The sequence below is a fragment of the Saccharophagus degradans 2-40 genome (assembly GCF_000013665.1).
In the GTDB taxonomy this organism is placed as follows: Bacteria; Pseudomonadota; Gammaproteobacteria; order Pseudomonadales; family Cellvibrionaceae; genus Saccharophagus; species Saccharophagus degradans.
Genome location: NC_007912.1, coordinates 4,278,255 through 4,305,080, shown reverse-complemented (window position 1 = coordinate 4,305,080; position 26,826 = coordinate 4,278,255). Strand labels below are relative to the sequence as shown.

Below are 26,826 nucleotides of genomic sequence, written 5' to 3'. Positions count from 1 at the left end.
GCTACTTCGTATGAGGCTATTACACAGGTGAAACCATGCCTCACAGGAACTTCGACGCCATAAAGCGCCGAATGTTCCCATAAGGGCAGTAATTTTTTACAACTTTTTGATATGGCGTTTTTGAGTTTAGTCGGTTGTTGCCGACTGGGTAGGCTTTTTGCGGGGGATACCCAGACGCTGGCGACGTTCCCACAAGCATTTGCGACTAACGCCTAATTTACGCGCCAATTCGGTTTCGCTCATGGTGTCTTGATGTTCGAGGACGAAGCGTTGGAAGTAGTCTTCGAGAGAGAGGTCTTCGTTGGGGTCGGGTTTGGCCGAGGTGTTGTGCTGCTGATTGCGCTGTGGTTCTGGGGCGTATTGCTGTTCGCGGTATTCGTCTACGCGAATTAGGTCTAAATCTATCGATAAGTGGGTATGATCGATTTCCACTTCGTCGTCGCACAAAATAACTGCTCTTTGGATCGCGTTTTCTAACTCGCGAATATTGCCCGGCCAAGTGTACGTGGTAATAGCCTGAATGGCCTCTGGGGTGAGGGTTAGGTGCGGTTTTAACATTTCTACGCAGTAGCGTTTAACAAAGGTCTCGGCCAGTGCGAGTATGTCTTTGCCGCGCTCGCGTAGGGGCGGTAACTTAATTTGTACAACGTTAATACGGAAGTATAAATCCTCGCGGAATTTACCTTCGCGGGCCAAGCGGCCCAAATCGCGGTGTGTTGCCGCCACTAGGCGAACATCCACTTTGCGCGACTCTATCGAGCCAATTGGGCGCACTTCACCTTCTTGCAGTACGCGCAGTAAGCGCGCCTGTGCTTCGAGTGGCAATTCGCCAATCTCATCTAAAAACAATGTACCGCCATCGGCGGCCGAAACCAAACCTTCGCGGGTGGTGGCTGCGCCGGTAAAGGCGCCTTTTTCGTGGCCAAATAGCTCGGCTTCGATAAGGGTTTCTGGAATAGCGGCGCAGTTTACCGATATAAGCGGTTTGTCTTTGCGCGGGCTTTCGCGGTGAATAGCGTTGGCCACTAGCTCTTTACCCGTACCTGTTTCACCTAATACCAGTACTGTGGCATTGGTTGGGGCGACTTTGTGTATTTTGCCGTAAATTTCTTTAATGGCTGCGCTGGTGCCAATCATGCCTTCAATTGCCGAGGTGTTTTCTACCTTGCCGGTATTGGTTTGGGCTAAGCGGGTGGCCGATTTACCCAGTACGCGCTTAACGGCGGCCAGCATTTCGTCGTGGTCGAATGGCTTGGCTATGTAGTCTACGGCGCCCATGCGCATAGAATCTACGGCCGAGCGCAGGCTGGCGTAACTGGTCATGATTAATACGGGAATGTCGCCAGCTAGCTGAATAAGGTCTGTGCCGGGGGCGCCGGGAAGGCGCAGGTCGCTGATGATGAGGTCGAAGGTATCGAGTTTGTGCTTGCTTGTTGCCTCGCTGATCGATCCAGCTTCTTTTACGTCGTGTTTATTGCGCGTAAGCAGCTTGCGCAGCGCTGTGCGAATAATCACTTCGTCTTCTACGATCAGTATTTTACTCACGTCTTATCGCTCACCATCATTAAAAAGAAATTCTACTTCCGCCAAGTACTAAGGTTTAGGCGCCGCAGTCGATCTCCTAGTGTTACCTTTCACGGCGTGAACTTCAAGTGAATTGGGAAGTTTGATCACAAATTTTGTGCCCTTTTGTAACACCAAATCCACTGGGCTGACAATATCCAAAGTGCCCTGATGATCCTCCACAATGCTGTACACCATAGCTAGGCCAAGGCCTGTGCCCTCGCCGGGCTCTTTGGTGGTGAAGAAGGGTTCGAGTACTCGGTCGCGTATTTCTAGCGGAATACCCGGCCCCTCGTCGGTGACGCTAATGGTGGTGGTGCGCCCCTCTTGGCTGGCTTCTATGGTGACATTGGTGTCTGGTTCAGAAGCGTCGCGAGAATTTGAGAGCAGGTTTACAAAGATTTGGATAAGCCGCTGGCTATCTGCAACCACTTGAATGGCTTCATCCACGCTGTTGTGGAAGCATACCTGCTTTTTCTCTATTTGCAGGGCGAGTAAGTTAATTGCTTCTTGCGCGCATTCGCGCAAATTCACGGCGTGCAGCTCTTCATCTTTTTGTTGACCAGCGTGAGAGAAGCTCACCAGTGAGTGAACAATGCGCGATACGCGGTCGGTCTGCGACAATATCTGCTGGGCTGTGTCGAGAATCTCTGGGTCGTCGGTCTCGTATTTCATGTTTTGAGCAAGGCAGGCTATGCCTGTCACGGGGTTGCCTATCTCGTGGGCTACCCCTGCCGCGAGTCGGCCGATGGATGCCAAGCGTTCGCTGTGAACCAGCTCTTGCTCGAGCAATACCAACTCGGTAACGTCTTCTAGCAGTATCACTTGCCCGTCTACTTTGTTGGCAAGCGATGAGGGAATGGAGGCCTTGTGTAGGTTAATCCAGTGCTGCCTGCCCGCCAGTTCTATTTCTTGCTTGTAGAAATGGGGCGAGTGGGATAGTGCAAACCGGGTGAGCAGGTCGCCCCATGGGTCAAGTGCTTCTTCGAGTCGAGAGCCGGTTACCGATGTGCTTTCGATACCGGTCAGTGCTTCCATGGCGCCATTCCACATTAAAATTTCCATATCTTGCCCCACAGAGCACACTGATAGCGGCAGCTCTTCGAGTGTGCGGCGGTGGTATAGGCGCAGGTTGTTAAGTTCGGCGGCCAAACCTGTGAGGTGGTCGCGAAACTGTGAAAGCCGGCTTTCAATCAGGTTGATGTCTGTTTCGCCTTCGGTTTCGGGCATTTTGAAGGGGATTTGTTTATCCATAATCTCACTGGCCATGGCAATACCCATCAAGCCAGAAAGGTTGGCTTCTACTTCATCCCTCAGGCGACGCAGCGCGTAGGGGCGGCTTTCGTTGGGGTTGAGGCCAAGGTTTTTAAGTGCGCGGCTTACTTCGGTGCGCGCAGTAGATTCACCGATACGCAGCGCCAAGCGGTTGGCGATGTCGTCGGGTGAGCGAATATCCAGAATAAGGCGAATAGGGTGGCTGAGCTCATCTTCCGAGCACAGCTCTGCGCTGTAGCGCTCGGCATCGGACTGCTTGGTGATAAGCGATACCACCACGAAGGTAAGGGTGTTTAAACCAAGCGACCATAACGTGATGTTGTTCCAATGGTTAATACCCAAGTCGAAAGTTACACCTAAGGTGGTAAATTGCGTTTGCTTTAACCCCATTACCAGCGGAATCATCAGCCCCACCATCCAAGTGAGCATACCTACAAACAGCCCTGCCAATAGGCCTTTGCCGTTACCGCGGCTCCAGTGAGCAACAGCAATCACACCAGGTAAAAATTGGAGAGTGGCGATAAAAGCTGTGAGCGCCAAGTCGGTTAGATTGAAGTGGCTGCCCAGCAAGCGGTAGAACATAAAGCCCACCAAAATAACCACTGCAATAAGAATACGGCGCATCCAAATGAGCTGGCCGTAAATTTCGCGTTTAGTTTGCAGTGGGGTGGCGGGCAGAATCCAGTGGTTGAGTACCATGGTGGCAAGCGCGAGGGCGATTGCAATCATTGCGCCGGTGGCGGCAGATAAGCCGGCGACAAACGAAATGATTGTGAAGGTAGAGCTGCCCGCGGCAATGGGTACGGCCAAGGGGAAGTACTGTGCTGGGATACGCGTATCTAGCTCGATGCCAGCCCAAAGAATTGGAAATACCGGCAACGCCATTACCAATAAAAATAGCGGAAAAGCCCACGTTACCGTTTGGGTGGCATGCTTGACGGGGTTCTCCACCACGGTCATGTGGAAAATGTGCGGCATAGCTACAGCAGTGGCCACAAATACCAGCAGAAGGGTGTGGGAGGAAGTTTCTTTCGTTGGTTGGTAGAGGTTTTCCAGTTGATCTGGGTTTTCAAGCAGCCATTGGTCGAGGCCGTCGAGACCGCCGAATATTGTTATCAGCGAGAATATGCCCACCGCGCAAAGGCCGGTCATTTTAACCAGCGACTCAAATGCCATGGCGGTAATTAAGCCTTTGTGGTGCTCGCGGTTGGAGCCAAACAGCATGGCAAAGCCGGCAATCACAATACAGTAAACCAGAGCCAGTATTTCACGTGTACCAAAACCAGAGCTTGGCCCGTCTAGGCTGCTGCCATTATTGCGAGTAAGAATGTGAATGGTGTCTGCCACCGCTTGAATTTGCAGCACGAGTAGCGGAATCATCGCCATAAGCATGCACAAAGTAATAATGCCGCCTACAGAATGGCTGTGGTAGCGGAAGGTAAGCAGGTCGGCAGTGGAGTTAATTTGAAATCGGCGCGCCAGCTCTATAAGTGGTTTAAGGGCAATGGGGGCGAATAAAAATAGTGCACCGGTGCCGAGGTAATAGGCCAGTGCGCCATAGCCGTAATTTTGTGCTAAATCGATAACGCCGTAAAAAGACCAAGCACTGGCAAAAATACCCAGCGAGAAAATATAGGTGACGGGGTGAAATACAATTTTATTGGGAATCCAGCCGCGCTCGGTAGCAAAGGCAATGGCAAAGAGTACGCCCAAGTAAATAAAGCAAATAAGCGCAACCTGTAAAAAACTAAACGTCATTGCGCTTGCTCCGTGTTTGTACAAAAAACGCCACAATTATCACCAGCACCCAAATCAAATAGGGGCGGTACCAGGCTCCATCAGGGTTGACTACCCAGCTAAAGAGGGTGGGGGAAAAAATATAAACCACCAGCATTAACAGCAGGAGGGGGCGTTGTTTGTTATTCATGCAAAAACTTCATTTGGGGTGTGGGCGCCCGCGGTTTGCGGGCGAAAGGTGGCATTGTAGTACATGTGGCTACTATTTTCGCAGCACAACGATATTGACGTTTAAAGGCTTAGGCGGCCCTGTAGGGTGGTGGCCACATTTGCCCACCTAGGTATGGCCCAATGTAGAATTGATGATGTGGAGGTAGCGGGAGTAAGCGCTGCGGTGTGGAACCCTAAAAGCGTTAGCGCATCGATAAGATTGTGCGTGGGGGTGTCGAATTCCACTGCCGGGGCGTGATTTTGTTTGCTTAGCTTATTGCCGTTGGCATCCACTAGAACGGGGATGTGGCTATATTGCGGAGGTTGGTGGCCCAGCAGCTGCATTAATGCTCGTTGGCGCGCGGTGGTGTCGAGCAAGTCGCTACCGCGTACAACATGGGTAATATTTTGCGCTATATCGTCTACAACTACCGCTAATTGATAGGCAAACAGGCCATCTTTGCGGTGGATTACAAAGTCGCCTTGCTGCGCTAAATCTTCATATTGCTCGCCTTGTAAGCCGTCACAAAAAGCTTGTTGCAGTGGCACTCCCTTGGCTTTTGCGCCCTCAAGATCAAGCCGAAGTGCGGCAGGGGAGGTTGCAGGGTGGGCTTTGCAGTAACCGTCGTAGCGGCCGTTGAGCGTATTGAGTCGCTTGCGGGTGCATCTACAGGGGTAGATAAGCGCGCTTTCTCGCAGGCTGCTAAGTGTTTGATTGTAGGCTTGAGCGCGTGTGCTTTGAAACATCACGTCGCTGTCGTCCCACTGCAGCCCGTGTTTTTGTAAGCAAGATAATATTAGGTCGGCGGCCCCCGCTTGCTCTCGAGGCGGGTCTATATCTTCCATGCGTACAAGCCAAGTGCCATTGTGGCTGCGGGCGTCTAAATAGCTTGCCAGTGCGCACACTAAAGACCCCATATGCAAAGGGCCAGAGGGCGAAGGGGCGAAGCGGCCAATGTAGGGGGCTTGATTAGTCATGTGGGCTGAGCGGGAGGCGCAAACAAAAAAGGGTGCCAAAGCACCCTAGATCGATAACCGCGGTTAAATTAACCTTTGGTTTGTCGCTCTTTGATTTCATCGATCGTTTTACAGTCAACACAAAGGGTGGCTGTTGGACGAGCTTCTAGGCGGCGAATGCCGATTTCTACGCCGCACGCGTCGCAGAAGCCGTAGTCGTCAGATTCCAGCAGTTCTAAGGTGCTGTCGATCTTTTTGATTAGCTTGCGCTCGCGATCGCGAGTGCGCAGCTCAAGGCTGAACTCTTCTTCTTGGCTGGCGCGGTCGGCAGGGTCGGGGAAGTTAGCAGCTTCGTCTTTCATGTGACTTACTGTTCTATCTACCTCTTCCATCAACTCACGTTTCCACGAGAGAAGCAGGCCTTTAAAGTGTTCTCGTTGTTGTTGACACATATATTCTTCGTCAGCAGCAGGCTCATAGGGCGTGAAACCGCGAAGAGTAAAACTAGTTGTAGCAGAGTTAGGCATAGGTCTTGCGCCTCATTTTTTTATAGCAATCGGACACAAATATGGGGCAAAGTGCCCACAATTCAAAGCCAATTATAAATTGGCGGAAAAACAAAGCGTGCAAGCTACCAGAAGAATTGCCGCTGCGCTAGCCTTTTTGGCCGTTTTGGAGGCCCCGTTAATGAAGTTTGAGTACCCCTTGATACCTGCAACACTGTTGCGACGTTACAAACGCTTTCTCGCGGATGTTGAGTTAAGCGACGGAAGCACAATAACAGTGCACTGCCCAAACACCGGTAGCATGCGTAATTGTATTGTGGAAAACAGCCCCTGTTGGCTGCTGGATTCCGCAAACCCTAAGCGTAAGTATAGATACAGTTTGGAGCGAGTGACCACTCCAACAGGCGCAGTGGCAGGAATAAACAGCGCGAGCGCAAATGGGTTGGTGATCGCGGCAATCGAGAATGGTGTTATTAGCGAGCTGCAGGGCTACGACGAATTAGCTAGAGAGCAGCGTTACGGCGACGAAAAATCCCGTATAGATATATTGCTAAGTAAGCCCGAAGAACAGTGCTATATCGAAGTAAAAAGTGTGACTTTGGAGGAGGGGAAGGGTGAGGGCTTCTTCCCCGATGCCGTAAGTACGCGCGGCCAAAAACACTTGCGCGAATTAATGGCAATGCGGTCGCAGGGCCATCGCGCCGTACTGTTTTTTTGTGTGCAGCACTCGGGTATAACAAAAGTGGCTGCAGCCGAACATATCGACCCCGCCTACGCTGCTCTGTTTAAGCAGGCCGTTAATGAAGGGGTGGAAGTGATTGCTTACGGTGTTGATTTGGGTATAGAGGGCAGTGTTATCACTAAAAAGCTCAAAGTAGTGTAGAGGCTACTCGGCAAAGACTGTATCGCCCTGTTGGCTAATTTTGATAGGGGTAAGTGCCTTGCCTTGGCATGGCCCGTAAACACATTCGCCGCTGTCTATTAAAAACAGCGCGCCGTGCATAGAGCATTGGATGAGTTCTTTATCACTATCTAAAAAACTATTGGGTTGCCACTCCATGGTTACCCCTAAGTGAGGGCAAGCATTCTGGTAGGCGAAAAATTGATCGTTATGTTTGGTAATAAAACAGGGGGTGTCGTTGAGTGTAAAGCTCAAGCTTTCGCCATTGCTTAACGCGTTAACTTTGCAAATAGGGTGCACGGGTAAGTCCAAGCCAAGATTGATTAATAGCTGCGCCTGCTAAATGGTAGCAGCCTAATTGGCAGAAAATCTATAGATGTGCGCAGGTGCTGTCTCAAATTAGCACAGGGAGTAAAGCGAGAGTGTTAGCGCTAAAAATTAAGCGCTGGTACTTTCGAGTTGTTCCGCTTCTGCAACCAGTTGCGATTTAAGGTCGGGCGATAAATCGTTCCAGTGCACATCCATTAGGGCGCCTTGCAGTGCGTACAGCATAACTTTTGATACATGAATACCGCGCGATTTAATGCGGCAGTACGCATCAACTGCACCCATTTGAGCTAAGTCTTCATAGGTGTTAACACCTATTGCATGCAGTATGTTCACTGATGCCATGCCCAAATTTTTAAGGTCCAACAACTCGTTGCTTGGGGAGGTCATTACGACAGATCTCCTGAAATATTATTATTAGAATGGCTGTTCATTTTGCTCTTTCCGTGTGTCGTTTATGTTGCAGGCCGAAAGCGCGTACCTGTATGCCTCCAAAATACTGTTTCCTTAGAGGCCCGCAGAATCTAAACATAGTGCCTAATTATTAGATGCTGCTTGGTAAATGTCTTCGGTAAAACGGGTAAGTAGCTATGCACAATTTATTATTATGGACAAAAGCCTCAGCAAGCTGTGCTGCGGTTTAGTCTCTATTCCCTTAAGTAGCATCGTATGGATGCAGCTTGGGTTGATACTTTATATTTAACGGGTGAAATTAGCGTGATAGTAATATGTCACTTGCCCGTGCAGCTAGCCTAAAGCGTTGTTGCTAACGCCGTTGGCATAATTACAGTAAGCTTGTGTATATTGGCTAGTTGTAAAGCTACGTTATAACTACATAGAAATACAAAAAGCTAAAATCAACCGAACAGTTATGATACAGACTTCCGTTCCCAACGCAATCCGTTTGCGTATAATTTTTGCGCAATGGGCTATAAGGCACTGATTTTATGAATATTAATAGCCAATTGCTGGGTACAACAGAGGAGCATATCGCCCTTAATCTCGATGTGCCGTTACATAAAGAAGCTGCAGAGGCTTTTGCCTATTTAAAGAAGCAGGCAAGTGAACGAGGGTTCGAATTAAGTTTGGCTAGCGGCTTCAGAAGCTTTGAGCGCCAAATGAAGATATGGAACGGCAAGGCGTCCGGCGAGAGGCCGCTATATGATGCGCATGGCGAATTATTGGAGGCCAATGAGCTAACCAATAAAGAGAAGGTGTTCGCTATTTTGCGTTGGTCGGCGTTGCCCGGCGCCTCTCGCCACCACTGGGGTACCGATGCCGACGTGTACGATGCCGCAGCTTTGCCTGATGGAGAAACATTGCAGCTCACAGTGGCCGAAACAGTGAGCGGTGGTTTTTTTGCCCCAATGCACCGTTGGTTAGATAGTTGGCTGCCCGGCTCCGAATTTTATCGCCCCTACGCATATGATCGCGGCGGAGTAGCCCCTGAGCCTTGGCATTTGAGTTATTTGCCTCTGGCGCGCTCGTATATGTCTGCACTCACAGTAGACATTATTTATAAGCAAATCGAAAACTCCAACCTGCTATTACAGCGCGAAGTGCTGGCCAATTTCGACGAGATTTATCAACGTTTTATTCAGTGTTAACCGGTAGCTATGTTAATTATTTTTGATTGTGATGGTGTGCTGGTAGACAGCGAGAAACTAGCCGCGCAGGTCTTTGCCGATGCATTAGCAGAGCGGGGTTTAGCCATTACCGCGCAAACATGCTTTAGCGTATTCAAAGGGCATACTTTAGCGAACTGTTTTGAAATTTTGCGCACGCAGTTTGCCTTTGAGGTGCCGCCAGATTTTGCGCAACAGCTCGATATTAAAACCAAACACGCATTTACTCACAACCTTAAACCTGTAGCGGGGGTGAGGGAGTTGTTGGCCGATTTGGTAAAGCGGGGAGTGCCATTTTGTGTGGCCTCGAATGGCGGCCACGATAAAATCGCGCACTCGTTAACGGTAACGGGGCTAATTAAATACTTTCCCGAAAATCGATTTAGTGCCGAAGATGTTGCTCGAGGAAAGCCTGCGCCAGACTTGTTTGTTTACGCCGCCGAGGCAATGGGCGTACCAGTGGAATTCGCACGAGTAATAGAAGACTCCTACACTGGGCTAAAGGCAGCCAGGGCGGCGGGTATAAAAAGCTTTTTTTACGGTGCGTCTAGCAAGGAGTGCGACCAATTGGAGGCTATACAATTTGACAATATGGCACTCCTGCCCGGTCTGCTTTAAATAAAGGGCTTATGTACGGTTAGCTATTAAACGCGTAGTTATCCGGCGCGTTTAGTGGAATCGTCTTTGGTGGTTGTGGTTACTGAGTTAACGCTACAAATTACTTCATGTTCTTCTAGCCACCCCAGCACGGCTTCGCGGCTTTCAAGCATTTTCTTATAGGTGTTTAGAATTAAACTGTTGGGCACTTTTTGGTTTTCTATCATTATTATCCGATCGCGCAAAAAGTCGATATCTTCGAGTACTTTATTGGTTACGGTATGGACATTGACATGCTCGCTGCCAATTGTAAGCGACCGATCCCCCTCTGCTTTAGTGTGTGAGGTGGTGTGAGGTGCGGTTTGATCTTCTGTATTTGCCATGGGTTATCCTTTAAAAAACGTCTCCCTTTGACGATAGGCGAGCAAACTTTCATTGTGTGCCAGCCATATATTCCGCAGTAAAGCTTACTGCGTTCCAACCAAGTATGGTTGCCGTTTTGAGTGTTTGCCAGCGGTTATATGCGCCAATTTACGTGAGATATGTCGCACAAAATTTTGTTTGGTTGCTGTTAAAGCTATCTAGGTCTAAGCCGGCTTAGTTGATAGATTGTTTACTTGTTAGGGCGCGCCTCGGTTTGTGGTTAGAAGGTCGCTATAAGGGATAGATGGGATTTAGATTTACGGCAATCCGGTCTACTATTAGCCTTATAGAGTAATAGGAGAAGAGCGTGGCGGACGAAAAATTCGATTTAGTGTTTAAGGGGCAGTTGGTTAAGTCGGTAGACGAAGCGCAGGCGAAAGCGAATTTAGGGCGCCTGTTCAAAATCGACGGCGCGCGTTTGGATGCCCTGTTTACCGGCAAGGCGGTAACGCTGAAGAAAAACCTCGATTTTGAGACTGCATCGAAATACCGGGTGGCAATAAAAAAAGCGGGGGCGGTAGTAGAGTTGGTTGCGGTAGAAGCCCCTGCGCCGGTAGCGAAAGCTGCGCCTGCCCCAGTTGCCGCGCCCGTTGCGCCCCAACCCGCTTTTAACTCTGCGCCAGCGGAGCCCAAGCCGAGCAAACCAGCTACGGCACCTGCCGCCGCTATTGTGGGTAGTGCCGCGTCACAGGTCAGTGTACCGGTGCCCGATTTCGGTGTGGCGCCACCTGGGGCCGATATTCTGGAGGGTGGCGAACGCGAAAGCTTACCGCTAATGGAGGTAGATATAAGCGGCATAGCACTGCGTGAAACTACCGGTAATTTGGTGGATGCCAGTGAAATAGCACGGCCTGCACCTGTACAGGTAGACATTGCCAATATTGCATTGGCGGCGCAGCAGGGCGAACTATTAAAGCCTGAAGAGCGTAAAAAGGTAGAGCCTGTGCAAGTGGATATTTCTGGTATATCACTAGGGGCTGAAGGTGAGCGCTTGAGTGCACCTAAGGCGCCAGAGCCGCCTGCGCCCGATATAAGCCATATTCAACTGGCGGATTAAACAAAAAGGGCGCCACTAGGGCGCCCTTTACGTGTAAGTGTTACTGCACAATTGCGGTATTACTTAGCTTCTTTTTCGTAGTTTGCTACAGAGTCTAAAATCTCTTGCTTGGCAGCGGCTACGCCTTCCCAGCCTTCAACTTTAACCCATTTGCCTGCTTCTAAATCTTTGTAGTGTTCAAAGAAGTGAGCGATTTGGCGAGTAGCGATTTCTGGCAAGTCTTCAATAGATTGAACGTTGTCGTAAATGCTGGTGATTTTGCTTACAGGTACAGCAACAATCTTGGCGTCTTCACCGGATTCGTCGGTCATTTTCAATACGCCAATTGGGCGACAATTGATAACAGAACCGTGCACTAGAGGGCGATCCATGTATACCAATACGTCAACAGGGTCGCCGTCGCCACACAAGGTGTGGGGCACATAACCGTAGTTGCAGGGGTAGCGCATAGAGGTGCCAAGTACGCGGTCTACAAACAAAGCGCCAGAGTCTTTGTCTATTTCGTACTTAATAGGCTCGCCGCCCATAGGGATTTCAATAATTACGTTTACCTCGTCAGGCACCTTTTTACCGGTGGGTACAAGATTGAGACTCATACTGCTTTCCTAAAAATTTGCGGGTTGGTAGGTTTAATGCGGGCGCAAGTGTACCACATAGAGTTTGCAGGGCTCTATGGGTTAGCGGGTTCGTCAGCCGTTGAATAGTTAGGCAGTAGCGAGTGCTTGGCCATGGCCAGTGGCATGGGTTTGCCAAAGTAGAAACCTTGGTAGAGCTCACAGCCAAGGCGTTTCAAACATTGCAGATCTGCGTCGTTCTCTACGCCTTCAGCCATTACCGACAGCCCAATACTGTGGCCCAGAGCCATAATGGTTTCTACTATGGCGAGGTTATTTGCATCTTTGGCGATGCCTTTTACAAAGGTTTGGTCAATTTTAAGTGCGTTTACCGGCAGCCGGTTTAGGTAGGCTAGCGATGAGTAGCCAGTGCCGAAATCGTCGATAGAAACTCTTATTCCCATCTCGCTGAGAGCGGCTATTTTCTTAATGGCCTCATCGGTATTTTTTACCAGCGCGCTCTCGGTTATTTCTATGCCAATTAGATGTGAATTCGCTTCGGCATTACTAATAATTGAGGTGAGCTCACTAATAAAATTGCGCTGATTAAATTGCAAGGCACTAACGTTTACAGAGATGCGTTTAACGTGGCCGGTTGCCGATTCGTCTTGTAGTTGTTTTAGGTCGTGACATGCGCGCGAGAGTATCTGGTGCCCCAGCTCCAGCATAAGACCGGTATCTTCGGCTACGGGAATAAACTCTTCCGGTGAAAGGTTCTGGCCATTCCAGCGAACCAGTGCTTCTGCGCCTATGCAGTCGCCGCGCGCATTAAATTGCGGTTGGTACAGCAAGCCAAATTGCTCTGGCTCTTTTATAGCTTGTTGCAGCTGTTTTTCTATAAATTGGCGATGCTCTAGCTCTACCGACATACTGCGATCGTAAATAACCGCCGAGTTGGGAGCCTGCGATTTAGCTACATACATGGCCGTATCGGCATGACGCAGTATCTGCTCTGAAGTGTAATTTTTATTGGGGAAAAACTCGACTCCAATACTGGGGGTAATATGCAGCAAGTGTTCGCCAGCTTGCAGGGGGTTAGAAAACGCTAGCTGAATATTGCTGAGGGTGTTTTCCACTATTTGGTAAACGCTTTGGTTTTGTTGCTCGGTTTCACTTAAAACAATGACGAACTCGTCGCCGCTTAACCGAGCAACCATTTCGTGGGAGCGCACGAGCTTTATAAAGGTTTTGGCAATGGCCTGCAGCAGCGAGTCACCAACGGCGTGCCCCAGTGTATCGTTAACGGTTTTAAAGCGGTCAAAATCGATAAACAACACTGCTGCTTTTAATTTGCGCGCGTTATAGGTTGAGTTTAATTCGTCAAGGTGACGCATAAACGAGCGTCTATTGGGCAGTTGGGTAAGCTCGTCGTGCAGCAATTGAAAGCGCACCACCTCTTCGGCGCGTTTGCGGTCGTCGATGGCTTGCAGCAGGTGGTGGTGCTCAATAGACGCCTGGCAGCTAATAGCCAAGCGCTCCACTATAGGTTTTAGTAGTTCCAGTAGTTCTGCATGTATAGGTTGGTGGTATAGGTGCAGGCTTATCATGCCTATATTGGTAAGGTTGTAGTAATAGGTGTACTCACCTGTGGTGTCATCGTGTTGCAGTATATAGTCGGTAGGGAAGCCGATTAGGCGCTCGAAGGTGTCACTAAGGGCTGCTGGTGTTGCCACTGTTTCGCTAAGGGTAGAGCTAAAGTAGGGCTTGAGTACCGAGCTTTTTATATCGCTAGGTAGTGCGAGTTGGCCTTGGCGATCGTGCAAAAAATAAAGTCGCACTTCGGCTAAATTTAAGCGTCGAACAGCAACTTTGGTGAAGCGTCGCAACATGGGTTGCAGAGGCAACTCAAGGCCAATGGACATACCCAGCTCGTGTTGAATGGAAATGTACTTTAAAGTGTTCTCCACTACAGCACGCCTATAACAGTCGATTTATTCAGCAGGCTAACAATGCCATTTGAGGTGTTACTTATTTCCCCCAGTGTTAGGGCGCCCACGCAAATACCGTTGTCGCCGAGGGTGTGTTGAATAAGTGCGAGCTCCTGCTCAAATTGCGATTCTAAAAACAAGCTGCGGCTTATGCAGTCGAACAGTAAACCGGAATAGGGGGTAGTTGCCGATTGACGGCGATAGGCATTATAGGCGGTAGCGGCAGCAACGCCAGCGGCTTTAATTAACCCTTCACGCCTGCCTTTTAATATATATACCGTGCTGTTTTGTGGTACTTCCCCTACGCACATTAATTTAGTGCCGCGCAGATTGATGGGGTCGCGCACTGTGAGGGAGCCATCTAAGCCCTCAATGCCCAAAGGGTAAGTTTTAGCGATAGAGAAAAAATTGGTATCGTCAAACCGCTCGCCACTCGCCGCCTCGACCTTTTCGCGATATATCTCGAAAGCGGGCGTGTAGTTTAGCGTGGTAAGCATGTTTTGTTCGGAGCCTGTAACCAGGTAGGGGCCGTCCATCACCTCCCAGCCGTGGGCTACGCCCAAATGAATGGGGCTGGGTACGCCGGCAATGATAGCTGCGTCCTCAAGTGCTCCTTCGCGGGTAAACAGGCATGGGCGCTGGACAAAATCTAGTGCGCCTGCGCCACCGCCAACCGCCGTAACATTCAACCCCATCAGTTCGTACATGCACTCTACAAGGCGCTCGATATTGGCCGCAAGCCCGTCAATAAGCGTGATATGGGTTTTGGCTTTAATGAGTTTTTCGCGGTTGTTTAGCAGCTGTGCGGCGATGGATTCGTCTCCGCTAGAAAGGTGATTGATGCACACAATGTCTAGAGGGCAATTGAGTGCTGCTACCACAAACCCTTCGTCATAGGCTTGGTCACCTAAAAGCACCTGCGGGAAAATACCGCCTACTATAGGGATGTTGTATTTGGATATAACCGAGATGATTTGTTCGCAGTGCCAAGCAGGGCTATGGGCAGCCAAAATAAGCAGGCTTTGTGCGCCGGCATCAACTAATAGGTCTAACTGATCTTCCAGATCAGGCAGGGAGCTTGGGCAATGAATTGCGGAGCTAATCAAATTCATCTGAGGCGGGTCCTTGGCAAAATTCCTTTTGCTCGCTTTTGTTATTAAGTTTTCCGAATTTGGCTATCATAAACTAATCATCGCTTATTGGCATGCTAAGACTGGCTTGTGCGCTAAAGTGAGGGCTGGCTAAAGGGTATTACATAGTTATAGCAAGCCTAGCACCAAGTGCAATTTATGGTTGGCTATGGTTTCGCACTAGGTGCCAAGCTCACATGCGACTGATTTGTGTTATTTGCTTCGCTCTAAAAATCCCCCTAAGCATGCTAAGCTGCGCCACATCGAAGGCACAGTATAAGAACCACTATGAGTAAACATATTCACATATTAGGCATATGCGGTACCTTTATGGGCAGCATTGCACAGCTTGCTAAGGCGATGGGGCACCGAGTGACCGGCTCGGATACCAATGTGTACCCGCCAATGAGCACCCAGCTAGAGCTTGCGGGCATTGAGTTAATACAAGGTTTTGACCCGGCGCAGCTAGATGACAAACCCGACCTTGTGGTGGTGGGGAATGTGGTGAGTCGCGGTAACCCAGCTATGGAGGCGGTACTTAATCGCGGTATTCCGTATATTTCTGGGCCGCAGTGGCTGGCAGAGAATTGGTTGCATCAGAAGTGGGTGCTGGCGGTGTCGGGCACGCACGGTAAAACTACCACCACCAGCATGCTAACGTGGATATTAGAATATGCAGGTTTTGCGCCTGGCTATTTAATTGGTGGGGTGCCGGGCAATTTTGAATCGTCGGCGAGCTTGGGTGAATCTGATTTCTTCGTTATTGAGGCCGATGAGTATGACACGGCGTTTTTCGATAAACGCGCAAAGTTTGTTCACTATCGTCCGCGCACACTCATTATTAATAATTTAGAGTTTGATCACGCGGATATATACCCCGACCTCGCCGCCATTCAGCGTCAATTCCATCACTTGCTGCGAATGCTGCCCGCTGATGGGTTATTGCTTGCCCCCAATGGTGTGGCCGCCATTGATGAAGTGGTAGAGCAGGGGTTTTGGAGCGATAAGCAAACTTTGGGCGACGACTGGCAGGTAAAACTACACGCCGAAGATGGCTCTCAATTTGACGTTGTGTTTGATGGCGAAAGCGCAGGGCAAGTTACATGGGGGCAAACTGGGCTGCACAATGTAAGTAATGGTCTGGCGGCTATAGCGGCCGCGCGTCATATAGGTATAGCTCCTGCTCTTGCCTGCGAAGCGCTGTGCGCGTTTAAAGGTGTGAAGAGGCGTATGGAGCTGATCGCGCAAACAGATCGCGTTAATTTGTATGACGACTTTGCCCACCATCCCACGGCTATTCAAACAACCCTAGAAGGCTTGCGCGCGAAGGTGGGTAGCGAACGTATTGTGGCTATTATCGAGCCGCGGTCCAACACCATGAAAATGGGCGTGCACAGGCAGCAGTTGCTTAGTTCTGCGCAGGCAGCAGATAACGTGTTGTGGTTTGAATCGGCAGATGCCAAATGGTCGCTTAAAGCCGAGCTGGATAAGCCCGCGCAAGGGTCGCAAGTTTGCACTAACTTAAGCGAGCTGGTTGCCAGTGCCGTGTCCAACTTGGGTGATGGCCCCGCACATATTGTTGTAATGAGTAATGGCGGGTTTGGTGGAGTACATAATTTATTAGCAGCAGCAATTCAGGAGCTACCCCATGAGTAATCCGCAAGCCCAGCAAAGCGCGTGGTCGCAAACTGTTACTGTGGCTATAACCGGAGCCTCTGGAGCACAATATGGTTTGCGCTTGTTGCAGGCATTAATTGCAGCCAATTGCCGCGTTTATGTTTTGCTTTCTTCAGCTGCACTTATTGTTATTCGCACAGAAACTGATTTTGCTATTAGTGATGATGAGCAGGAGCAGTTGTCACAGTTGCAACAGCTTACAGGGGCTAAAAGTGGGCAATTGGTGTTGATGAGTAAAATGGACTGGTTTGCGCCGGTGGCATCTGGCTCTAGCAGCCCAGCACAGATGGTAATTTGCCCCGCCAGCGGTGGCACGCTTTCTGCGGTGGCGTGTGGCGCCAGTAACAATCTTATCGAGCGCGCGGCAGATGTGGCCTTAAAAGAGCGCCGTAAGTTAATTTTAGTGCCGCGCGAAACCCCGTATTCAGATATCCATTTAGAAAACATGCTCAAGTTGTCGCGCATGGGGGCAGTTATATTGCCCGCAAGCCCAGGCTTTTATCAAAAGCCAGCGGGCATTAACGATTTAGTGGATTTTATCGTCGCGCGCATTATGGATCAGTTGGGTATCCCACAAACACTGCTCGCGCCCTGGGGAGAGTAAGTAAGACGCTAATTTCGAATAGCTAATCGCTAGTTGTTGGCTGCTAGTTATTGGTTACTAGCGATTAGTAGCTAGTAATTAACGATTATCACCCACCTACAATTAGCAGGGCGGCAGTGGCGAAGCCTATAAGAATTACCCCCGCAACTAGCCAGCCCAGAGCTTTGTTTTTGGGGTATACCGGCTCTTCTCTATTGCCGGGGGAGGTGGGGCGGGTTTTCCAGCGTTTTGCTTCCGGTTGTACTGTGGTGTCTATGGCGGGTTCTTTTGCCGGGCTATTTGTGGGGGCTGCTTCAATGCTGCCTGGGGGTGGGGTTAGCGCGGGCAGCTTGGTGTGGGTGGCTGACTTCGATAGCTGTATTCCCGGCCCGAACACCCGAAAACTATAAACATCAAACCGCAATCTATCTCCGGCCTTTACTTCCGCTTCATCTATCTTCGAGTCATTTAAGAATGTGCCGTTTGCCGATTTTAAATCGGTTACGGTTAAGCTTTTCGCGCCCATAGTAATTTGCGCGTGCCGGCGGGAGAGGTGGGTGCCGGGGAATACTATGTGGCATTCGTGATTTCTGCCAATAAGCACGGTTTCGCCAATGTTGGCCAAAATAGGAAACTCCTGCCCCGAGAGCCAGCTGGAATCGGCAATAAGCGACCAGTATGGGCATGCTTCATCCTGGGTTTCACTTAAGGGGTCAATAATTTCTAGTTCGACGTCGCCAAAGCGCAATGTATCGCCACAGGCTACTTGTTTTTGAGTAACGCGCTGGCCGTTAACAAAAGTGCCTGCTTCGTTAATGTCGCGCAGTAAGAACTTATCACCTTGGTTGATAAGCTTTGCGTGAAACGGAGCGATACCAAGTTGATTTAGCACTAGGTGGTTGGATTTATCTGCACCAATGGAAAAGTTTTTTTCCATCACCCAAAGTGGGTTGCGATTTGGGTCCTTAAACTGAATTTTGAGCATGCAATAACTTCAATGTCGGGTTGGTGCGGTTGGCTGCGAACAAGTTTGGCGAATAAAGATCAACGGGTATTTGCATAGTCTCAAATTTTGAACCCAGTGTAATTAGCGCATGCCATTTTATAGGCCACTATGCAACTATCTTCGTATTATGCCAAGCCCTAGGTACGCGTATTTCAGTTGGATGGGGGTGATTAATCCATGCATTATTGGCCGTTACGCAGTTTTTATTGATTTGTTGAGAATGGTTGTCATTCCTTAACAAAAACTTTACAAATTTTACCTGAATATCCCTAGCATTCTACACAAACTACACGGCTTATCAGTTAAAATGCGCGGCAATTGTGCAGTACAGCACAGCTGCGCTCAGGTTAAGCAATTAATGCTTTTACTAAAGTATTCAGAAACTATTTAGCATGCCTAACGTCTCACAGAGTGACCAGTGTAAGCCAAGTGTTGTTATTCACTATTGCACCCTTTGCCAGTGGCAGTTGCGCTCGGCTTGGATGGCGCAAGAGCTTTTGCAAACATTTGCCGATGAGTTGTATCAAGTAGCATTGCGCCCAGGCACTGGTGGTGTATTCGAAATTTGGGTGGATGAGCATTTAGTGTGGGAGCGCAAGCGAGACGATGGTTTTCCTGGCCCTAAGGAATTAAAGCAGCGTATTCGCGATGTGGTTAGCCCTGATAAGTCGCTTGGTCATGTAGATCGTGCGCGTAAAGGCGAGCAAAACTAGCCACTTTAATCGGGTTGTAGGTTTTTTGCGTAAACCTAAATGGCGTTAGCTTCGTCTATTACCGCTGTTGCACCGCCGTACCGTTACCGGCCTGCGTTACATCACGTAAAAACGCCGCTTAGTGTAACTGAATACAGCTGTGCAACTGAATACAACAGTGCAGCTTTTAGGGGTGAGACGTAAATCTTAACCTAAGGCTGTAGTAGAAGTTTAACTAGAATGGATGCCGCTCTCGCTTGCTGCGAGTGGCGCGAGCAATTTGGACGCACAAGCGCTTCAGCAGGTTTGGCTGGTGCGATATAAACATTAAGGATTAGCTCCTCCCTCATGATCAGTTTTTGGTTCGAACGTTACCTTAACTTCGTAACGCGATTTCCCAAGGTTACCCTCTTACTCGTTGGTTTAGTCACCCTTGGGCTAGCGGCTGGGCTGCCAAATTTTAAATTAGATGCATCATCTGAGTCGCTCACCCTTGAGGCCGATACCGATTTAGACTACTACCGGCAGATTTCCAAGCGCTTCGACTCCGGCGATTTTTTGGTAGTTACTTTTAAGCCCAACAAAGATTTATTTGCCGACGAATCTCTAGCTATATTGCGCAAAATGCAAGATGAACTGGCCGCGATAGATGGCGTTGCCAGTATCGACAGTATTCTGAATGTGCCTTTGCTTTACAGTCCAAAACGCAGTTTAAGCGAAACCGTTACCGAGACGCTTACGCTTGAAACACCAGGCTTAGATAAATCCCTCGCCAAGCAGGAGTTTTTATCTAGCCCCATTTATAAAGAGCTTATACTCAGTGAAGATGGCCAAACCACGGCGCTGCAGTTAAACCTGACGGTAGACTACAAATATATCGAGTTGGTGCGCCAGCGCGATAAGCTACGTACCCAAAGCCATTTGCCTGGTTTTACCGAGCAAGACCAAGCGCGTTTGGATCAGCTCTCGGAAGCTTTTCGCAAATATCGCACCACCGCAGAAGCCCGCGCTCACAACCGTGTGGCGGAAGTGCGCAGTGTTGTAGATAAGTACCGCAACGAGGCGCAAATATTTGTTGGCGGTATCACCATGATTACCGCCGATATGATTAGTTTTATTCGCAGCGATTTGGTGGTGTTTGGCACGGCAGTGTTGCTGTTTATGATTGTAACCTTGGCCCTCATCTTCCGCTCGTGGCGTTTGGTGGTGTTGCCAATGGCCGTTTCCATTACCGCTGTGGTGATGATGCTAGGTTTTATTAGCTGGCTAGATTGGCGGTTAACGGTTATCTCCTCCAACTTTGTGGCTTTGCTACTTATTATTTCGCTGTCCATTACCATTCACTTGGTGGTGCGCTACCGCGAAAACGGTACCGAGCACCCCTACTGGTCGCAAAAAGAGCGCATTCAAGAAACATTGCGTTTTATGGCCAAGCCCTGTTTATACACCGCACTTACCACCGTTGTAGCTTTTGCTTCACTGGTGGTAAGTGGCATACGCCCCGTTATCGATTTTGGTTGGATGATGACCATTGGGCTAATGGTGGCCTTGGTGCTGGCTTTTGTTTTATTGCCGGCAGGGTTGATGGCCTTGGGGGACGACGACCCGCTAATCGAAACCCGCAAACGACCAAAAGAGGCATGCAAACCCTATAAAGGCGCCTTAGGTGGTTTCCATCAGCCGTTAACCGTTTACTTATCTAAAGTAATCGAGCGTTTTGGTAGCGGTATTTTATTGGGTAGCCTTGTGGTGGCAGGCTTAAGTATTTGGGGTATTTCGCGCTTAGAAGTAGAAAACCGCTTTATTGATTACTTCAAAGATACAACTGAAATTTACCAAGGCTTGTCGGTTATCGATAACGAGTTAGGTGGTACAACCACGCTCGAAATTATTGTTACTGCAGATAAAAGCGATTTAGCGCTGGCGCGCGGTGAATTTGGGCTTGTGGATGAAGACGACCCATTTGCCGAGGCTGATCATTTCGACGAGTCCGACCCTTTCGAAACGCCAGAGCCTCTTGCCGAGCAAGACCCCTTTGCCGATGCCGACCCCTTCTCGGAACACGGCGACGCGGGCCAAAGTTTTTGGATGACCAAAGCCGGCCTAAAGAAAATTGATGCGCTGCATACCTATTTAGAACAACAACCTGAAATTGGTGTTGTGCGTTCACTGGCAACCCTTTACCGCGTAGGGGTGGATATTAACGGTGGCTTAAATGACTTTGAATTGGCGTTAATGGAAAAATCCTTACCGCAAGATGTTAAGCAAGTTTTGTTATCTCCGTATTTAGTGGCAGAAGAAGAGCAAGCGCGTATTACTCTGCGGGTAAAAGATTTATACCCGGGGTTAAAACGCAAAGAGCTGGTCGATCGCATCAAAGCGCATATAGAGCAAGACGATACCTTCGAAAGTAAAAACGTGCGTTTTACTGGCTTGTTAGTGTTGTACAACAACATGCAGCAAAGTTTGTTTAGCTCGCAAATTATTACGTTAGGTGCAGTGTTTCTAGCTATTTTGGTGATGTTTATTCTGTTGTTCCGCTCTTTCAAAATTGCCTTTATTGCTATTTTGCCCAACAGTTTGGCCGCGATTTCGGTGCTGGGTATTATGGGGCTAGGCGGTTTGCCATTGGATATGATGACAATCACCATTGCGTCTATCACGGTGGGAATAGGGGTGGATGATACGATTCACTATATTCATCGGTTTAAGAAAGAAATAGTTGTAGATGGCGACTACATTGCTGCCATGCACCGCGCGCATGCTTCTATTGGTCGGGCTATGTACTACACCTCGGTGATCATTATTTTTGGTTTCTCCATTATGGTGTTGTCGAAGTTTATACCCACCATTTACTTTGGTTTGCTTACCGGCGTGGCTATGTTTGCGGCGTTGATGGGGGCTTTGTTGCTATTGCCCAAGCTTATTATTTTGTTTAAGCCCTTTGGCAAGGTTCAACCGCAATGAAATATGTAGGCGGTTGTCACTGCGGTGAAGTGCGTTTCGAAATAGAGGCGCCCGACGCCTTAGAGGTGGTAAGTTGCAATTGTTCCATTTGCAATAAAACCGGTTTTTTACACCTTATTTTACCGTTAAGCCGGTTTAAGTTACTGCAGGGCAAGCAGGCTATTACCACTTACACCTTTAACACCGGCGTTGCGAAACACACTTTTTGCAAACACTGTGGCGTTAAGCCGTTTTACACTCCGCGTTCAAACCCTGATGGCATAGACATAAATGTACGTTGTTTGGATAACCCGCCCGCATCGTTAAATATTACCCCGTTCGACGGTGTGCACTGGGAAGATAACGCCGCAGAGCTAGCTCACTTAAGTGACGAAGCTGGGGTATGAAACTAAGCCATGAAGCTAGGTCATGAATCTAAGTCATGAACATAAGCGACGAGCATAAGCCTAGCTAATACCTGCTTAAGCCGTATTTTTCTATTGCTCTACAGATTAATGCGGCACAAATAAGCCCAATAAAATTGACCAGCATATCTTTCGGGTCTACCTGCCGCCCCTGCGAAAACACCTGCGAAAGTTCAATAACTACCGAAAACGGTAGGGTTACAAGCAGCTGAGTTTTAATCGAAAAGCGCTTAAGTGTTGCCACCCACACTGAACCAAATAAAAGTACATTGCCAATAAAGTGCATTGCCCAATCTGGGTAGCTCGCGGGCACATTTGGCCCGCTGGCGAGTGCCGCATAAAGGTAGATGGCTACCGCGAACGCCAGCTGGCCGCGGCGTATAAAAATAACTACTGGGTGAAATAAAAACGGTGTAAGTGGCATTTAAGGCAATACGGTTAGTGAGAGGGAAGGCTTATTTCAAAGCGGGCACCACCTAGGGTGCTGTCATCTATTTCTAGGCTGCCGCCATAGCTGCTTAGTATATCTATGCTTATGGCAAGGCCAATGCCTTGGCCTGCGGTGGCGGTATCTGCGCGCGCGCCGCGGGTAAGTATTGCGCTGCGTTTGTCTGCGCTTACGCCTGGGCCATCGTCGGAAATATACAGGGTTATATTGTTGCCGTCTTTTTCGCTGCTAATCATTACCTGTTGGTGGCCGTACTTAAATGCATTTTCCAGAATGTTACCAATAAGCTCCATGGCATCTTGCTCTTCAATAAGCGAGCAATCGTCTTCGCTAACGCTGTTGGTAAAGGTAATGTTTTTATCGCGATACACTTTTTCTAATGCACCGCCTAAACGTGCGCTAATGCTGTGTAAGTTGGTGAGACGCTGATTTACATTGGTGCTAACATTGGTGGCGCGGCGCAATTGATGGCCGATTATTTCGGACATGCGATTAACCTGCTCATCAATGGTTTGTTTTGACTGGCTTTCGCCCAATGCACTTTGGCTTTCGAGAATAGATCGCACAATGGCCAGCGGCGTTTTTAGGCTGTGGGCCAAATCGCCAAGGGTGTTTTTATACTTGGTGCGTTGTGCTTTTTCGCTATCTAACACAAGGTTTAAGCTGTTAATAACAGGGGCAATTTCTTTAGGGTATTGTCCGGTAATTTTAGCGGCTTTGCCCTCTTGAAAATCGCTTAGTTCGCGGGCGAGACCAGCTAAGGGGCGCAAGCCCCAGCGCACTATAAGCCACTGTGAAAAGAGCGTGATAAAGGTGAGCAGCGTGAGCCAAATCCACAGGGTGCGGCGGTAGTGTTTAAGCTCTTTTTCCATGGCCGAGGCGGTGTGTGCGAGGTAAAAATCGAAAGCGTGATCACCGTCTTCAAACTCCCACACGATGCGATAGTTATAAACAAAATATTGGCTGCCACTAAGCTCGGTTTGAATAAACTGCGGCTCACCCTGCGCCAGCGGATGGGCGAAGCTTTCTGGTTTAAGGGCGAGGGTAAGCCTTGCTGATTCCGATTGCCAAACAAGGTGTTCCTGCTCATCGATAACCCAAGCGTAAAGCCCAGATTCGTGCAGGTTGAATTTGGGCTGGTCGAGTACTTCGGGTAATTGCAGGCCTTTGTTGTCTGGCTCTGCCGCGCCAAGCAGCGAGTAAAAGTGTGCTTGCAGGGCTTCTTGTTCGGCATTTACGAGGCTTGAGCGAAACGCTTTGTCGAGTGCTAGCGCAATAATAACAAGCAAGATAGGCAAAATGCATAGCGATGCAATAAGTAAGCGCGCAGCAAGTGAGTTGCGATTAAATAACCGTAGCAAGTGCGGGTATCCTTTTACTGGTGCTTTCGGTTGAAAGAGCTGCGGCGCGTTGCGTAGACGCGCCTGTATTGTCTGTACTAAATGTTAAACAGCTTCGGGGGCAAAGCGATAACCTAAGCCTCGGACAGTTTTGATGGGTTTTAGGTCCCCGTCGGGGTCTAGTTTTTTACGCAGCCTGCCAATAAACACTTCTATCACATTGCTGTCGCGTTCGAAATCTTGGTGGTATAGGTGCTCGGTAAGTACGGTTTTAGATATTGGCTTGCCCGCATTTAAGGCTAAATATTCTAGCGTGTTGTATTCGAAGCTTGTGAGCTCTACCGCGGCGCCATTAAGGCTAACGCTTTTGTTGGCGGTGTTGATGTTAATGGGGCCAAACACCATTTCGGGGGCAGCCTTGCCGGCCGAGCGACGAATAAGCGCGTTGGCGCGCGCGCGCAATTCTTCTGTGTGAAAAGGTTTTACTAGGTAGTCATCGGCACCGGCTTCTAAGCCGTCGACTTTATCTTGCCAGTGGCCGCGAGCGGTTAAAATAAGAATAGGAAAGTTGCGTCCGCGGGCGCGCAGTGTTTTTACTACTTCTATACCATCAAGTTTTGGCAGGCCTATATCTACTATGGCAAGGTCGTAATCGTACTCGCTGCCAAGGTAAAGTCCTTCCTCGCCGTCTTCGGCGCTTTCTATAACAAACTTTTGCGATTTAAAAAAATCTTCGAGCTGCTGGCGAATGGCCTGCTCGTCTTCAATAACTAGTAATTTCATTGTGTTGCTCCTTGGGGGCGTGCTTAGCGCGCCGCACCGGAATTTGCATCTACGCTAACAACCTTAACGCGGCCGTCATCGAGCAATAGTTTCACCTTGTACACTGGCCTGTCGCCGCCTTTTTTGGTTACGCTTAATACTTTGCCGCCGTATTGTTTTTTGGCAATTTGCGCTGCTTGGGCTTGGGTAATGCCCCCGCTTTTTTGGCGCAACAACATCTGTATGGCTTCTGGTTGTAGGGTAAGCTGGTAACGCGGGGCTTCTATGGCTGCAAACGCTTGGCCTGAGCATACAGTTAATGCCGTTGTGGCAATTACGGCAAAAAGCTGCGCCCGCAGGCGGCTAAAGGGGCGAACCGATGTGTGAACAAATAGTGTATTTGGCATAGTAGTAGGCTTATACAGCAAAAGTTTGAGCCCTATTCTACGCCAGCGCGCCATATTGATGAAGCGCGCATTGGCGTTTGGTTAAAACAGTGTGCCGATGGCTAGAATAGAGGGTAAGCCTGCCAGCGGATTAATAATTGCGCGGAGTGATACTTACCGCAACCTCTAAGCGGTCGCCTGGTTCGCGCTGCATAAAGGTGGTGTAGCGTTTGCCGTGGTACTTGTAAACCACATCATACCCTTGTAATTGGCGTTCTGTACGGGTGTGATAGCGCACTTCGCAGCGCTCAACATCGCGGTAGTTTACTTCGGTATGGTGGCCGCGGCCGTTGCGTTTGCTAATGTCGTTAGCAACCGACATACCTAGAATAGACCCTACTACGGCGCCTATCTTTTTATTATCGCCACCTTTACCTACGGCGTTGCCAATTACCCCCCCTACGATACCGCCAACGAGTGTGGGCGTAGCCGACGATTTACCTCCGCGGTGCTCTTCGCGAACGGTTTCTACCCAGCAGTGCTCTTCTGGCACGCTTCGCTCTACGGTTTCATAAATTGGGGTAGAAGAAATTACCTTGGCGAAGTCGACATGCTGGTTTCGCTCCGCTAAGGTGGAGGACGAAAATACGCAGGCGGTAGCCATTGCGGTAACACTCATAAATACTTTGGTTATGGATGACTTTTTCATGTTTGGCTCCTGTTGCGTTAGACGCGTTTTTCAGACTATGGGGTTATGCTACGCTGGGCAGACTGAATCCAAACTGAACTACAACAACAAAAGAGAAAAGTAGGTGTTCAATATTCATTTTCTCCCCTATTGGGGAGTAATTGTTGCAATTGGCCTGTGTTACAGCCGCTTACAGCTAGGCGTGGTACGCATGCGCGTGCCTGCATGGGCAGTATTGGGCGCAATATGCTCATTAGCTGCGCTGGCATTTGGGCCAGAGCGCGGTGGTATAAGTTGGCAGGGGCTTGGTTGGCTTATTATTTTGGCCATGACAGCGGTGCTTTACCGGTTTGTGCCCTATGAGGGGCCGCGTAAACGCTGGATAAAAGAGGGCGCTTTTTTATTGTTGCTGGTGATTAGTTACCAGTTGCTATGCAATACATTGCCTGGCTTTGGTGAGGCGGTAGTCTTTGCCGATGTTATTTTGGGGCACAGCGTTTTTGGCTCAAGCTTAAAGTTGCACTTCAATCAGGCTATAGTGGGTTTGCTTCTGTTTGGTGTATTGGTGACGCCCATTCGCAGCTGGAAGGAGCTTAAAACAGCGCTTTGGTATGCGCGTTATGCCCCAATTTTATTGACGGCGGTATACGCCATTGGTGTGATGCAGTGGTTAAGTGAAGATTTCAAGTTTAACCAGTATGTGGCTTGGTATTGGTTGGCCAACTTATTTTTTGTGTGTATTGCCGAAGAGGCATTCTTTCGGGTGCTTATTCAGCGTAGGTTAGAGGGCTATATTGGCGGAAAGGGCAACGAAACCATTTATTTGGCCGCAGTGATAACCGCTGTGATATACACCATAACCCATTACAACCCCGCAATCCCCATCCCCGAAATGCCATTGGTGTTTTTATCTGGCTTGGTGTTTGGCTATGTTTATGCGGCTACTCGCCGTATCGAGTTATCCATTCTTTGCCACTTGTTTTATAACGGCATAACTATGATGGTATTTGTCTATCCATAGTC

At 49.1% G+C, this 26,826-nt stretch carries 27 protein-coding genes; 10 read left to right on the top strand and 17 right to left on the bottom strand.

Annotation, left to right across the window (positions count from 1 at the left end; translation table 11 throughout):
- Window positions 1-126: 126 nt before the first annotated feature.
- From SDE_RS17655 to dksA, 5 genes are all read right to left on the bottom strand, one after another.
- A complete protein-coding gene (locus SDE_RS17655; protein WP_011469846.1) occupies window positions 127-1,545 on the bottom strand; it encodes a sigma-54-dependent transcriptional regulator in 1,419 nt (472 codons plus the stop codon).
- Between the two features lie 48 nt (window positions 1,546-1,593).
- Window positions 1,594-4,596: an ATP-binding protein gene (locus SDE_RS17650; RefSeq protein ID WP_011469845.1), complete on the bottom strand. Its 3,003-nt coding sequence runs from the start codon at window positions 4,594-4,596 to the stop codon at window positions 1,594-1,596.
- The gene (locus SDE_RS17645) at window positions 4,586-4,765 is read right to left on the bottom strand and encodes a hypothetical protein (protein WP_041324860.1); all 180 of its coding nucleotides are present in this window, start codon (window positions 4,763-4,765) and stop codon (window positions 4,586-4,588) included. The genes SDE_RS17650 and SDE_RS17645 overlap by 11 nt, the downstream gene beginning before the upstream one ends.
- A 101-nt stretch (window positions 4,766-4,866) precedes the next feature.
- Complete coding sequence (gene gluQRS / locus SDE_RS17640) at window positions 4,867-5,763, bottom strand: tRNA glutamyl-Q(34) synthetase GluQRS (RefSeq protein ID WP_011469844.1); 897 nt, start codon at window positions 5,761-5,763, stop codon at window positions 4,867-4,869.
- A 68-nt stretch (window positions 5,764-5,831) separates the two neighbouring features.
- Window positions 5,832-6,269 (bottom strand): RNA polymerase-binding protein DksA, encoded by a 438-nt coding sequence (gene dksA, locus SDE_RS17635; RefSeq protein WP_011469843.1) that lies wholly within the window; start codon window positions 6,267-6,269, stop codon window positions 5,832-5,834.
- Window positions 6,270-6,429: 160 nt separating this feature from the next.
- On the opposite strand from dksA, the gene sfsA reads away from it, so the two are divergent.
- Window positions 6,430-7,131 carry a DNA/RNA nuclease SfsA gene (gene sfsA / locus SDE_RS17630; protein ID WP_011469842.1) on the top strand — a complete coding sequence of 234 codons (702 nt, stop codon included), beginning with the start codon at window positions 6,430-6,432 and terminating at the stop codon, window positions 7,129-7,131.
- Between the two features lie 3 nt (window positions 7,132-7,134).
- On the opposite strand, the gene SDE_RS17625 is transcribed toward sfsA, so the two are convergent.
- Both SDE_RS17625 and SDE_RS17620 read right to left on the bottom strand, forming a co-directional pair.
- Window positions 7,135-7,449 carry a Rieske (2Fe-2S) protein gene (locus SDE_RS17625; RefSeq protein ID WP_011469841.1) on the bottom strand — a complete coding sequence of 105 codons (315 nt, stop codon included), beginning with the start codon at window positions 7,447-7,449 and terminating at the stop codon, window positions 7,135-7,137.
- Window positions 7,450-7,587: 138 nt separating this feature from the next.
- A complete protein-coding gene (locus SDE_RS17620; protein WP_011469840.1) occupies window positions 7,588-7,866 on the bottom strand; it encodes a TfoX/Sxy family protein in 279 nt (92 codons plus the stop codon).
- A gap of 557 nt (window positions 7,867-8,423) precedes the next feature.
- Between SDE_RS17620 and SDE_RS17615 the strand changes: the two genes are divergently transcribed.
- Window positions 8,424-9,083, top strand: coding sequence for a M15 family metallopeptidase (locus SDE_RS17615; RefSeq protein ID WP_011469839.1), 660 nt, complete (start codon window positions 8,424-8,426; stop codon window positions 9,081-9,083).
- Window positions 9,084-9,092: 9 nt separating this feature from the next.
- Entirely contained in the window at window positions 9,093-9,719 is a 627-nt protein-coding gene (locus SDE_RS17610) for an HAD family hydrolase (RefSeq protein ID WP_011469838.1), read from the top strand.
- Between the two features lie 38 nt (window positions 9,720-9,757).
- On the opposite strand, the gene SDE_RS21580 is transcribed toward SDE_RS17610, so the two are convergent.
- Window positions 9,758-10,081: a hypothetical protein gene (locus SDE_RS21580; RefSeq protein WP_011469837.1), complete on the bottom strand. Its 324-nt coding sequence runs from the start codon at window positions 10,079-10,081 to the stop codon at window positions 9,758-9,760.
- A 347-nt stretch (window positions 10,082-10,428) separates the two neighbouring features.
- Here SDE_RS21580 and SDE_RS17600 point away from each other — a divergent pair, with 347 nt between their 5' ends.
- Complete coding sequence (locus SDE_RS17600; RefSeq protein WP_011469836.1) at window positions 10,429-11,178, top strand: hypothetical protein; 750 nt, start codon at window positions 10,429-10,431, stop codon at window positions 11,176-11,178.
- A 59-nt stretch (window positions 11,179-11,237) separates the two neighbouring features.
- Here the strand turns inward: SDE_RS17600 and ppa are convergent, their stop codons facing one another.
- From ppa to SDE_RS17585, 3 genes are all read right to left on the bottom strand, one after another.
- Window positions 11,238-11,774: an inorganic diphosphatase gene (ppa, locus tag SDE_RS17595; protein WP_011469835.1), complete on the bottom strand. Its 537-nt coding sequence runs from the start codon at window positions 11,772-11,774 to the stop codon at window positions 11,238-11,240.
- A 74-nt stretch (window positions 11,775-11,848) separates the two neighbouring features.
- Window positions 11,849-13,699 carry a putative bifunctional diguanylate cyclase/phosphodiesterase gene (locus SDE_RS17590; protein WP_011469834.1) on the bottom strand — a complete coding sequence of 617 codons (1,851 nt, stop codon included), beginning with the start codon at window positions 13,697-13,699 and terminating at the stop codon, window positions 11,849-11,851.
- The gene (locus tag SDE_RS17585; protein WP_011469833.1) at window positions 13,699-14,832 is read right to left on the bottom strand and encodes an FIST signal transduction protein; all 1,134 of its coding nucleotides are present in this window, start codon (window positions 14,830-14,832) and stop codon (window positions 13,699-13,701) included. Before SDE_RS17585 ends, SDE_RS17590 begins: the two co-directional genes overlap by 1 nt.
- A 306-nt stretch (window positions 14,833-15,138) precedes the next feature.
- Between SDE_RS17585 and mpl the strand changes: the two genes are divergently transcribed.
- Window positions 15,139-16,506: a UDP-N-acetylmuramate:L-alanyl-gamma-D-glutamyl-meso-diaminopimelate ligase gene (mpl, locus tag SDE_RS17580; protein ID WP_011469832.1), complete on the top strand. Its 1,368-nt coding sequence runs from the start codon at window positions 15,139-15,141 to the stop codon at window positions 16,504-16,506.
- Window positions 16,499-17,131: a UbiX family flavin prenyltransferase gene (locus SDE_RS17575; RefSeq protein WP_011469831.1), complete on the top strand. Its 633-nt coding sequence runs from the start codon at window positions 16,499-16,501 to the stop codon at window positions 17,129-17,131. Before mpl ends, SDE_RS17575 begins: the two co-directional genes overlap by 8 nt.
- A gap of 88 nt (window positions 17,132-17,219) precedes the next feature.
- Here the strand turns inward: SDE_RS17575 and SDE_RS17570 are convergent, their stop codons facing one another.
- Window positions 17,220-18,095: an FHA domain-containing protein gene (locus tag SDE_RS17570; protein WP_011469830.1), complete on the bottom strand. Its 876-nt coding sequence runs from the start codon at window positions 18,093-18,095 to the stop codon at window positions 17,220-17,222.
- A gap of 413 nt (window positions 18,096-18,508) precedes the next feature.
- Between SDE_RS17570 and SDE_RS17565 the strand changes: the two genes are divergently transcribed.
- From SDE_RS17565 to SDE_RS17555, 3 genes are all read left to right on the top strand, one after another.
- Window positions 18,509-18,829: a SelT/SelW/SelH family protein gene (locus SDE_RS17565; protein WP_011469829.1), complete on the top strand. Its 321-nt coding sequence runs from the start codon at window positions 18,509-18,511 to the stop codon at window positions 18,827-18,829.
- A gap of 327 nt (window positions 18,830-19,156) precedes the next feature.
- A complete protein-coding gene (locus tag SDE_RS17560) occupies window positions 19,157-21,775 on the top strand; it encodes an efflux RND transporter permease subunit (RefSeq protein ID WP_011469828.1) in 2,619 nt (872 codons plus the stop codon).
- Window positions 21,772-22,161 carry a GFA family protein gene (locus tag SDE_RS17555; RefSeq protein WP_011469827.1) on the top strand — a complete coding sequence of 130 codons (390 nt, stop codon included), beginning with the start codon at window positions 21,772-21,774 and terminating at the stop codon, window positions 22,159-22,161. Before SDE_RS17560 ends, SDE_RS17555 begins: the two co-directional genes overlap by 4 nt.
- A 64-nt stretch (window positions 22,162-22,225) precedes the next feature.
- Here the strand turns inward: SDE_RS17555 and SDE_RS17550 are convergent, their stop codons facing one another.
- From SDE_RS17550 to SDE_RS17530, 5 genes are all read right to left on the bottom strand, one after another.
- Entirely contained in the window at window positions 22,226-22,603 is a 378-nt protein-coding gene (locus tag SDE_RS17550; RefSeq protein ID WP_011469826.1) for a VanZ family protein, read from the bottom strand.
- A gap of 14 nt (window positions 22,604-22,617) precedes the next feature.
- Complete coding sequence (locus SDE_RS17545; protein WP_011469825.1) at window positions 22,618-23,988, bottom strand: ATP-binding protein; 1,371 nt, start codon at window positions 23,986-23,988, stop codon at window positions 22,618-22,620.
- 84 nt (window positions 23,989-24,072) lie between these two features.
- Window positions 24,073-24,750 (bottom strand): response regulator transcription factor, encoded by a 678-nt coding sequence (locus tag SDE_RS17540; RefSeq protein ID WP_011469824.1) that lies wholly within the window; start codon window positions 24,748-24,750, stop codon window positions 24,073-24,075.
- 23 nt (window positions 24,751-24,773) lie between these two features.
- Window positions 24,774-25,136 carry a PepSY domain-containing protein gene (locus SDE_RS23140; protein WP_226986447.1) on the bottom strand — a complete coding sequence of 121 codons (363 nt, stop codon included), beginning with the start codon at window positions 25,134-25,136 and terminating at the stop codon, window positions 24,774-24,776.
- Window positions 25,137-25,266: 130 nt separating this feature from the next.
- Window positions 25,267-25,824: a glycine zipper 2TM domain-containing protein gene (locus SDE_RS17530; protein ID WP_011469822.1), complete on the bottom strand. Its 558-nt coding sequence runs from the start codon at window positions 25,822-25,824 to the stop codon at window positions 25,267-25,269.
- A 103-nt stretch (window positions 25,825-25,927) separates the two neighbouring features.
- On the opposite strand from SDE_RS17530, the gene SDE_RS21570 reads away from it, so the two are divergent.
- Entirely contained in the window at window positions 25,928-26,824 is an 897-nt protein-coding gene (locus SDE_RS21570) for a CPBP family intramembrane glutamic endopeptidase (RefSeq protein ID WP_011469821.1), read from the top strand.
- The last annotated feature ends 2 nt before the right edge of the window (window positions 26,825-26,826 follow it).

What these genes read in the sequence shown, in the direction of transcription:
- SDE_RS17650 (WP_011469845.1), bottom strand. Translation starts at nt 4,596, where the DNA reads ATGACGTTTAGTTTTTTACAGGTTGCGCTTATTTGCTTTATTTACTTG.
- SDE_RS17645 (WP_041324860.1), bottom strand. Translation starts at nt 4,765, where the DNA reads ATGAATAACAAACAACGCCCCCTCCTGCTGTTAATGCTGGTGGTTTAT.
- gluQRS (WP_011469844.1), bottom strand. Translation starts at nt 5,763, where the DNA reads ATGACTAATCAAGCCCCCTACATTGGCCGCTTCGCCCCTTCGCCCTCT.
- dksA (WP_011469843.1), bottom strand. Translation starts at nt 6,269, where the DNA reads ATGCCTAACTCTGCTACAACTAGTTTTACTCTTCGCGGTTTCACGCCC.
- sfsA (WP_011469842.1), top strand. Translation starts at nt 6,430, where the DNA reads ATGAAGTTTGAGTACCCCTTGATACCTGCAACACTGTTGCGACGTTAC.
- SDE_RS17620 (WP_011469840.1), bottom strand. Translation starts at nt 7,866, where the DNA reads ATGACCTCCCCAAGCAACGAGTTGTTGGACCTTAAAAATTTGGGCATG.
- SDE_RS17615 (WP_011469839.1), top strand. Translation starts at nt 8,424, where the DNA reads ATGAATATTAATAGCCAATTGCTGGGTACAACAGAGGAGCATATCGCC.
- SDE_RS17610 (WP_011469838.1), top strand. Translation starts at nt 9,093, where the DNA reads ATGTTAATTATTTTTGATTGTGATGGTGTGCTGGTAGACAGCGAGAAA.
- SDE_RS21580 (WP_011469837.1), bottom strand. Translation starts at nt 10,081, where the DNA reads ATGGCAAATACAGAAGATCAAACCGCACCTCACACCACCTCACACACT.
- ppa (WP_011469835.1), bottom strand. Translation starts at nt 11,774, where the DNA reads ATGAGTCTCAATCTTGTACCCACCGGTAAAAAGGTGCCTGACGAGGTA.
- SDE_RS17585 (WP_011469833.1), bottom strand. Translation starts at nt 14,832, where the DNA reads ATGAATTTGATTAGCTCCGCAATTCATTGCCCAAGCTCCCTGCCTGAT.
- mpl (WP_011469832.1), top strand. Translation starts at nt 15,139, where the DNA reads ATGAGTAAACATATTCACATATTAGGCATATGCGGTACCTTTATGGGC.
- SDE_RS17575 (WP_011469831.1), top strand. Translation starts at nt 16,499, where the DNA reads ATGAGTAATCCGCAAGCCCAGCAAAGCGCGTGGTCGCAAACTGTTACT.
- SDE_RS17570 (WP_011469830.1), bottom strand. Translation starts at nt 18,095, where the DNA reads ATGCTCAAAATTCAGTTTAAGGACCCAAATCGCAACCCACTTTGGGTG.
- SDE_RS17565 (WP_011469829.1), top strand. Translation starts at nt 18,509, where the DNA reads ATGCCTAACGTCTCACAGAGTGACCAGTGTAAGCCAAGTGTTGTTATT.
- SDE_RS17560 (WP_011469828.1), top strand. Translation starts at nt 19,157, where the DNA reads ATGATCAGTTTTTGGTTCGAACGTTACCTTAACTTCGTAACGCGATTT.
- SDE_RS17555 (WP_011469827.1), top strand. Translation starts at nt 21,772, where the DNA reads ATGAAATATGTAGGCGGTTGTCACTGCGGTGAAGTGCGTTTCGAAATA.
- SDE_RS17550 (WP_011469826.1), bottom strand. Translation starts at nt 22,603, where the DNA reads ATGCCACTTACACCGTTTTTATTTCACCCAGTAGTTATTTTTATACGC.
- SDE_RS17540 (WP_011469824.1), bottom strand. Translation starts at nt 24,750, where the DNA reads ATGAAATTACTAGTTATTGAAGACGAGCAGGCCATTCGCCAGCAGCTC.
- SDE_RS23140 (WP_226986447.1), bottom strand. Translation starts at nt 25,136, where the DNA reads ATGCCAAATACACTATTTGTTCACACATCGGTTCGCCCCTTTAGCCGC.
- SDE_RS17530 (WP_011469822.1), bottom strand. Translation starts at nt 25,824, where the DNA reads ATGAAAAAGTCATCCATAACCAAAGTATTTATGAGTGTTACCGCAATG.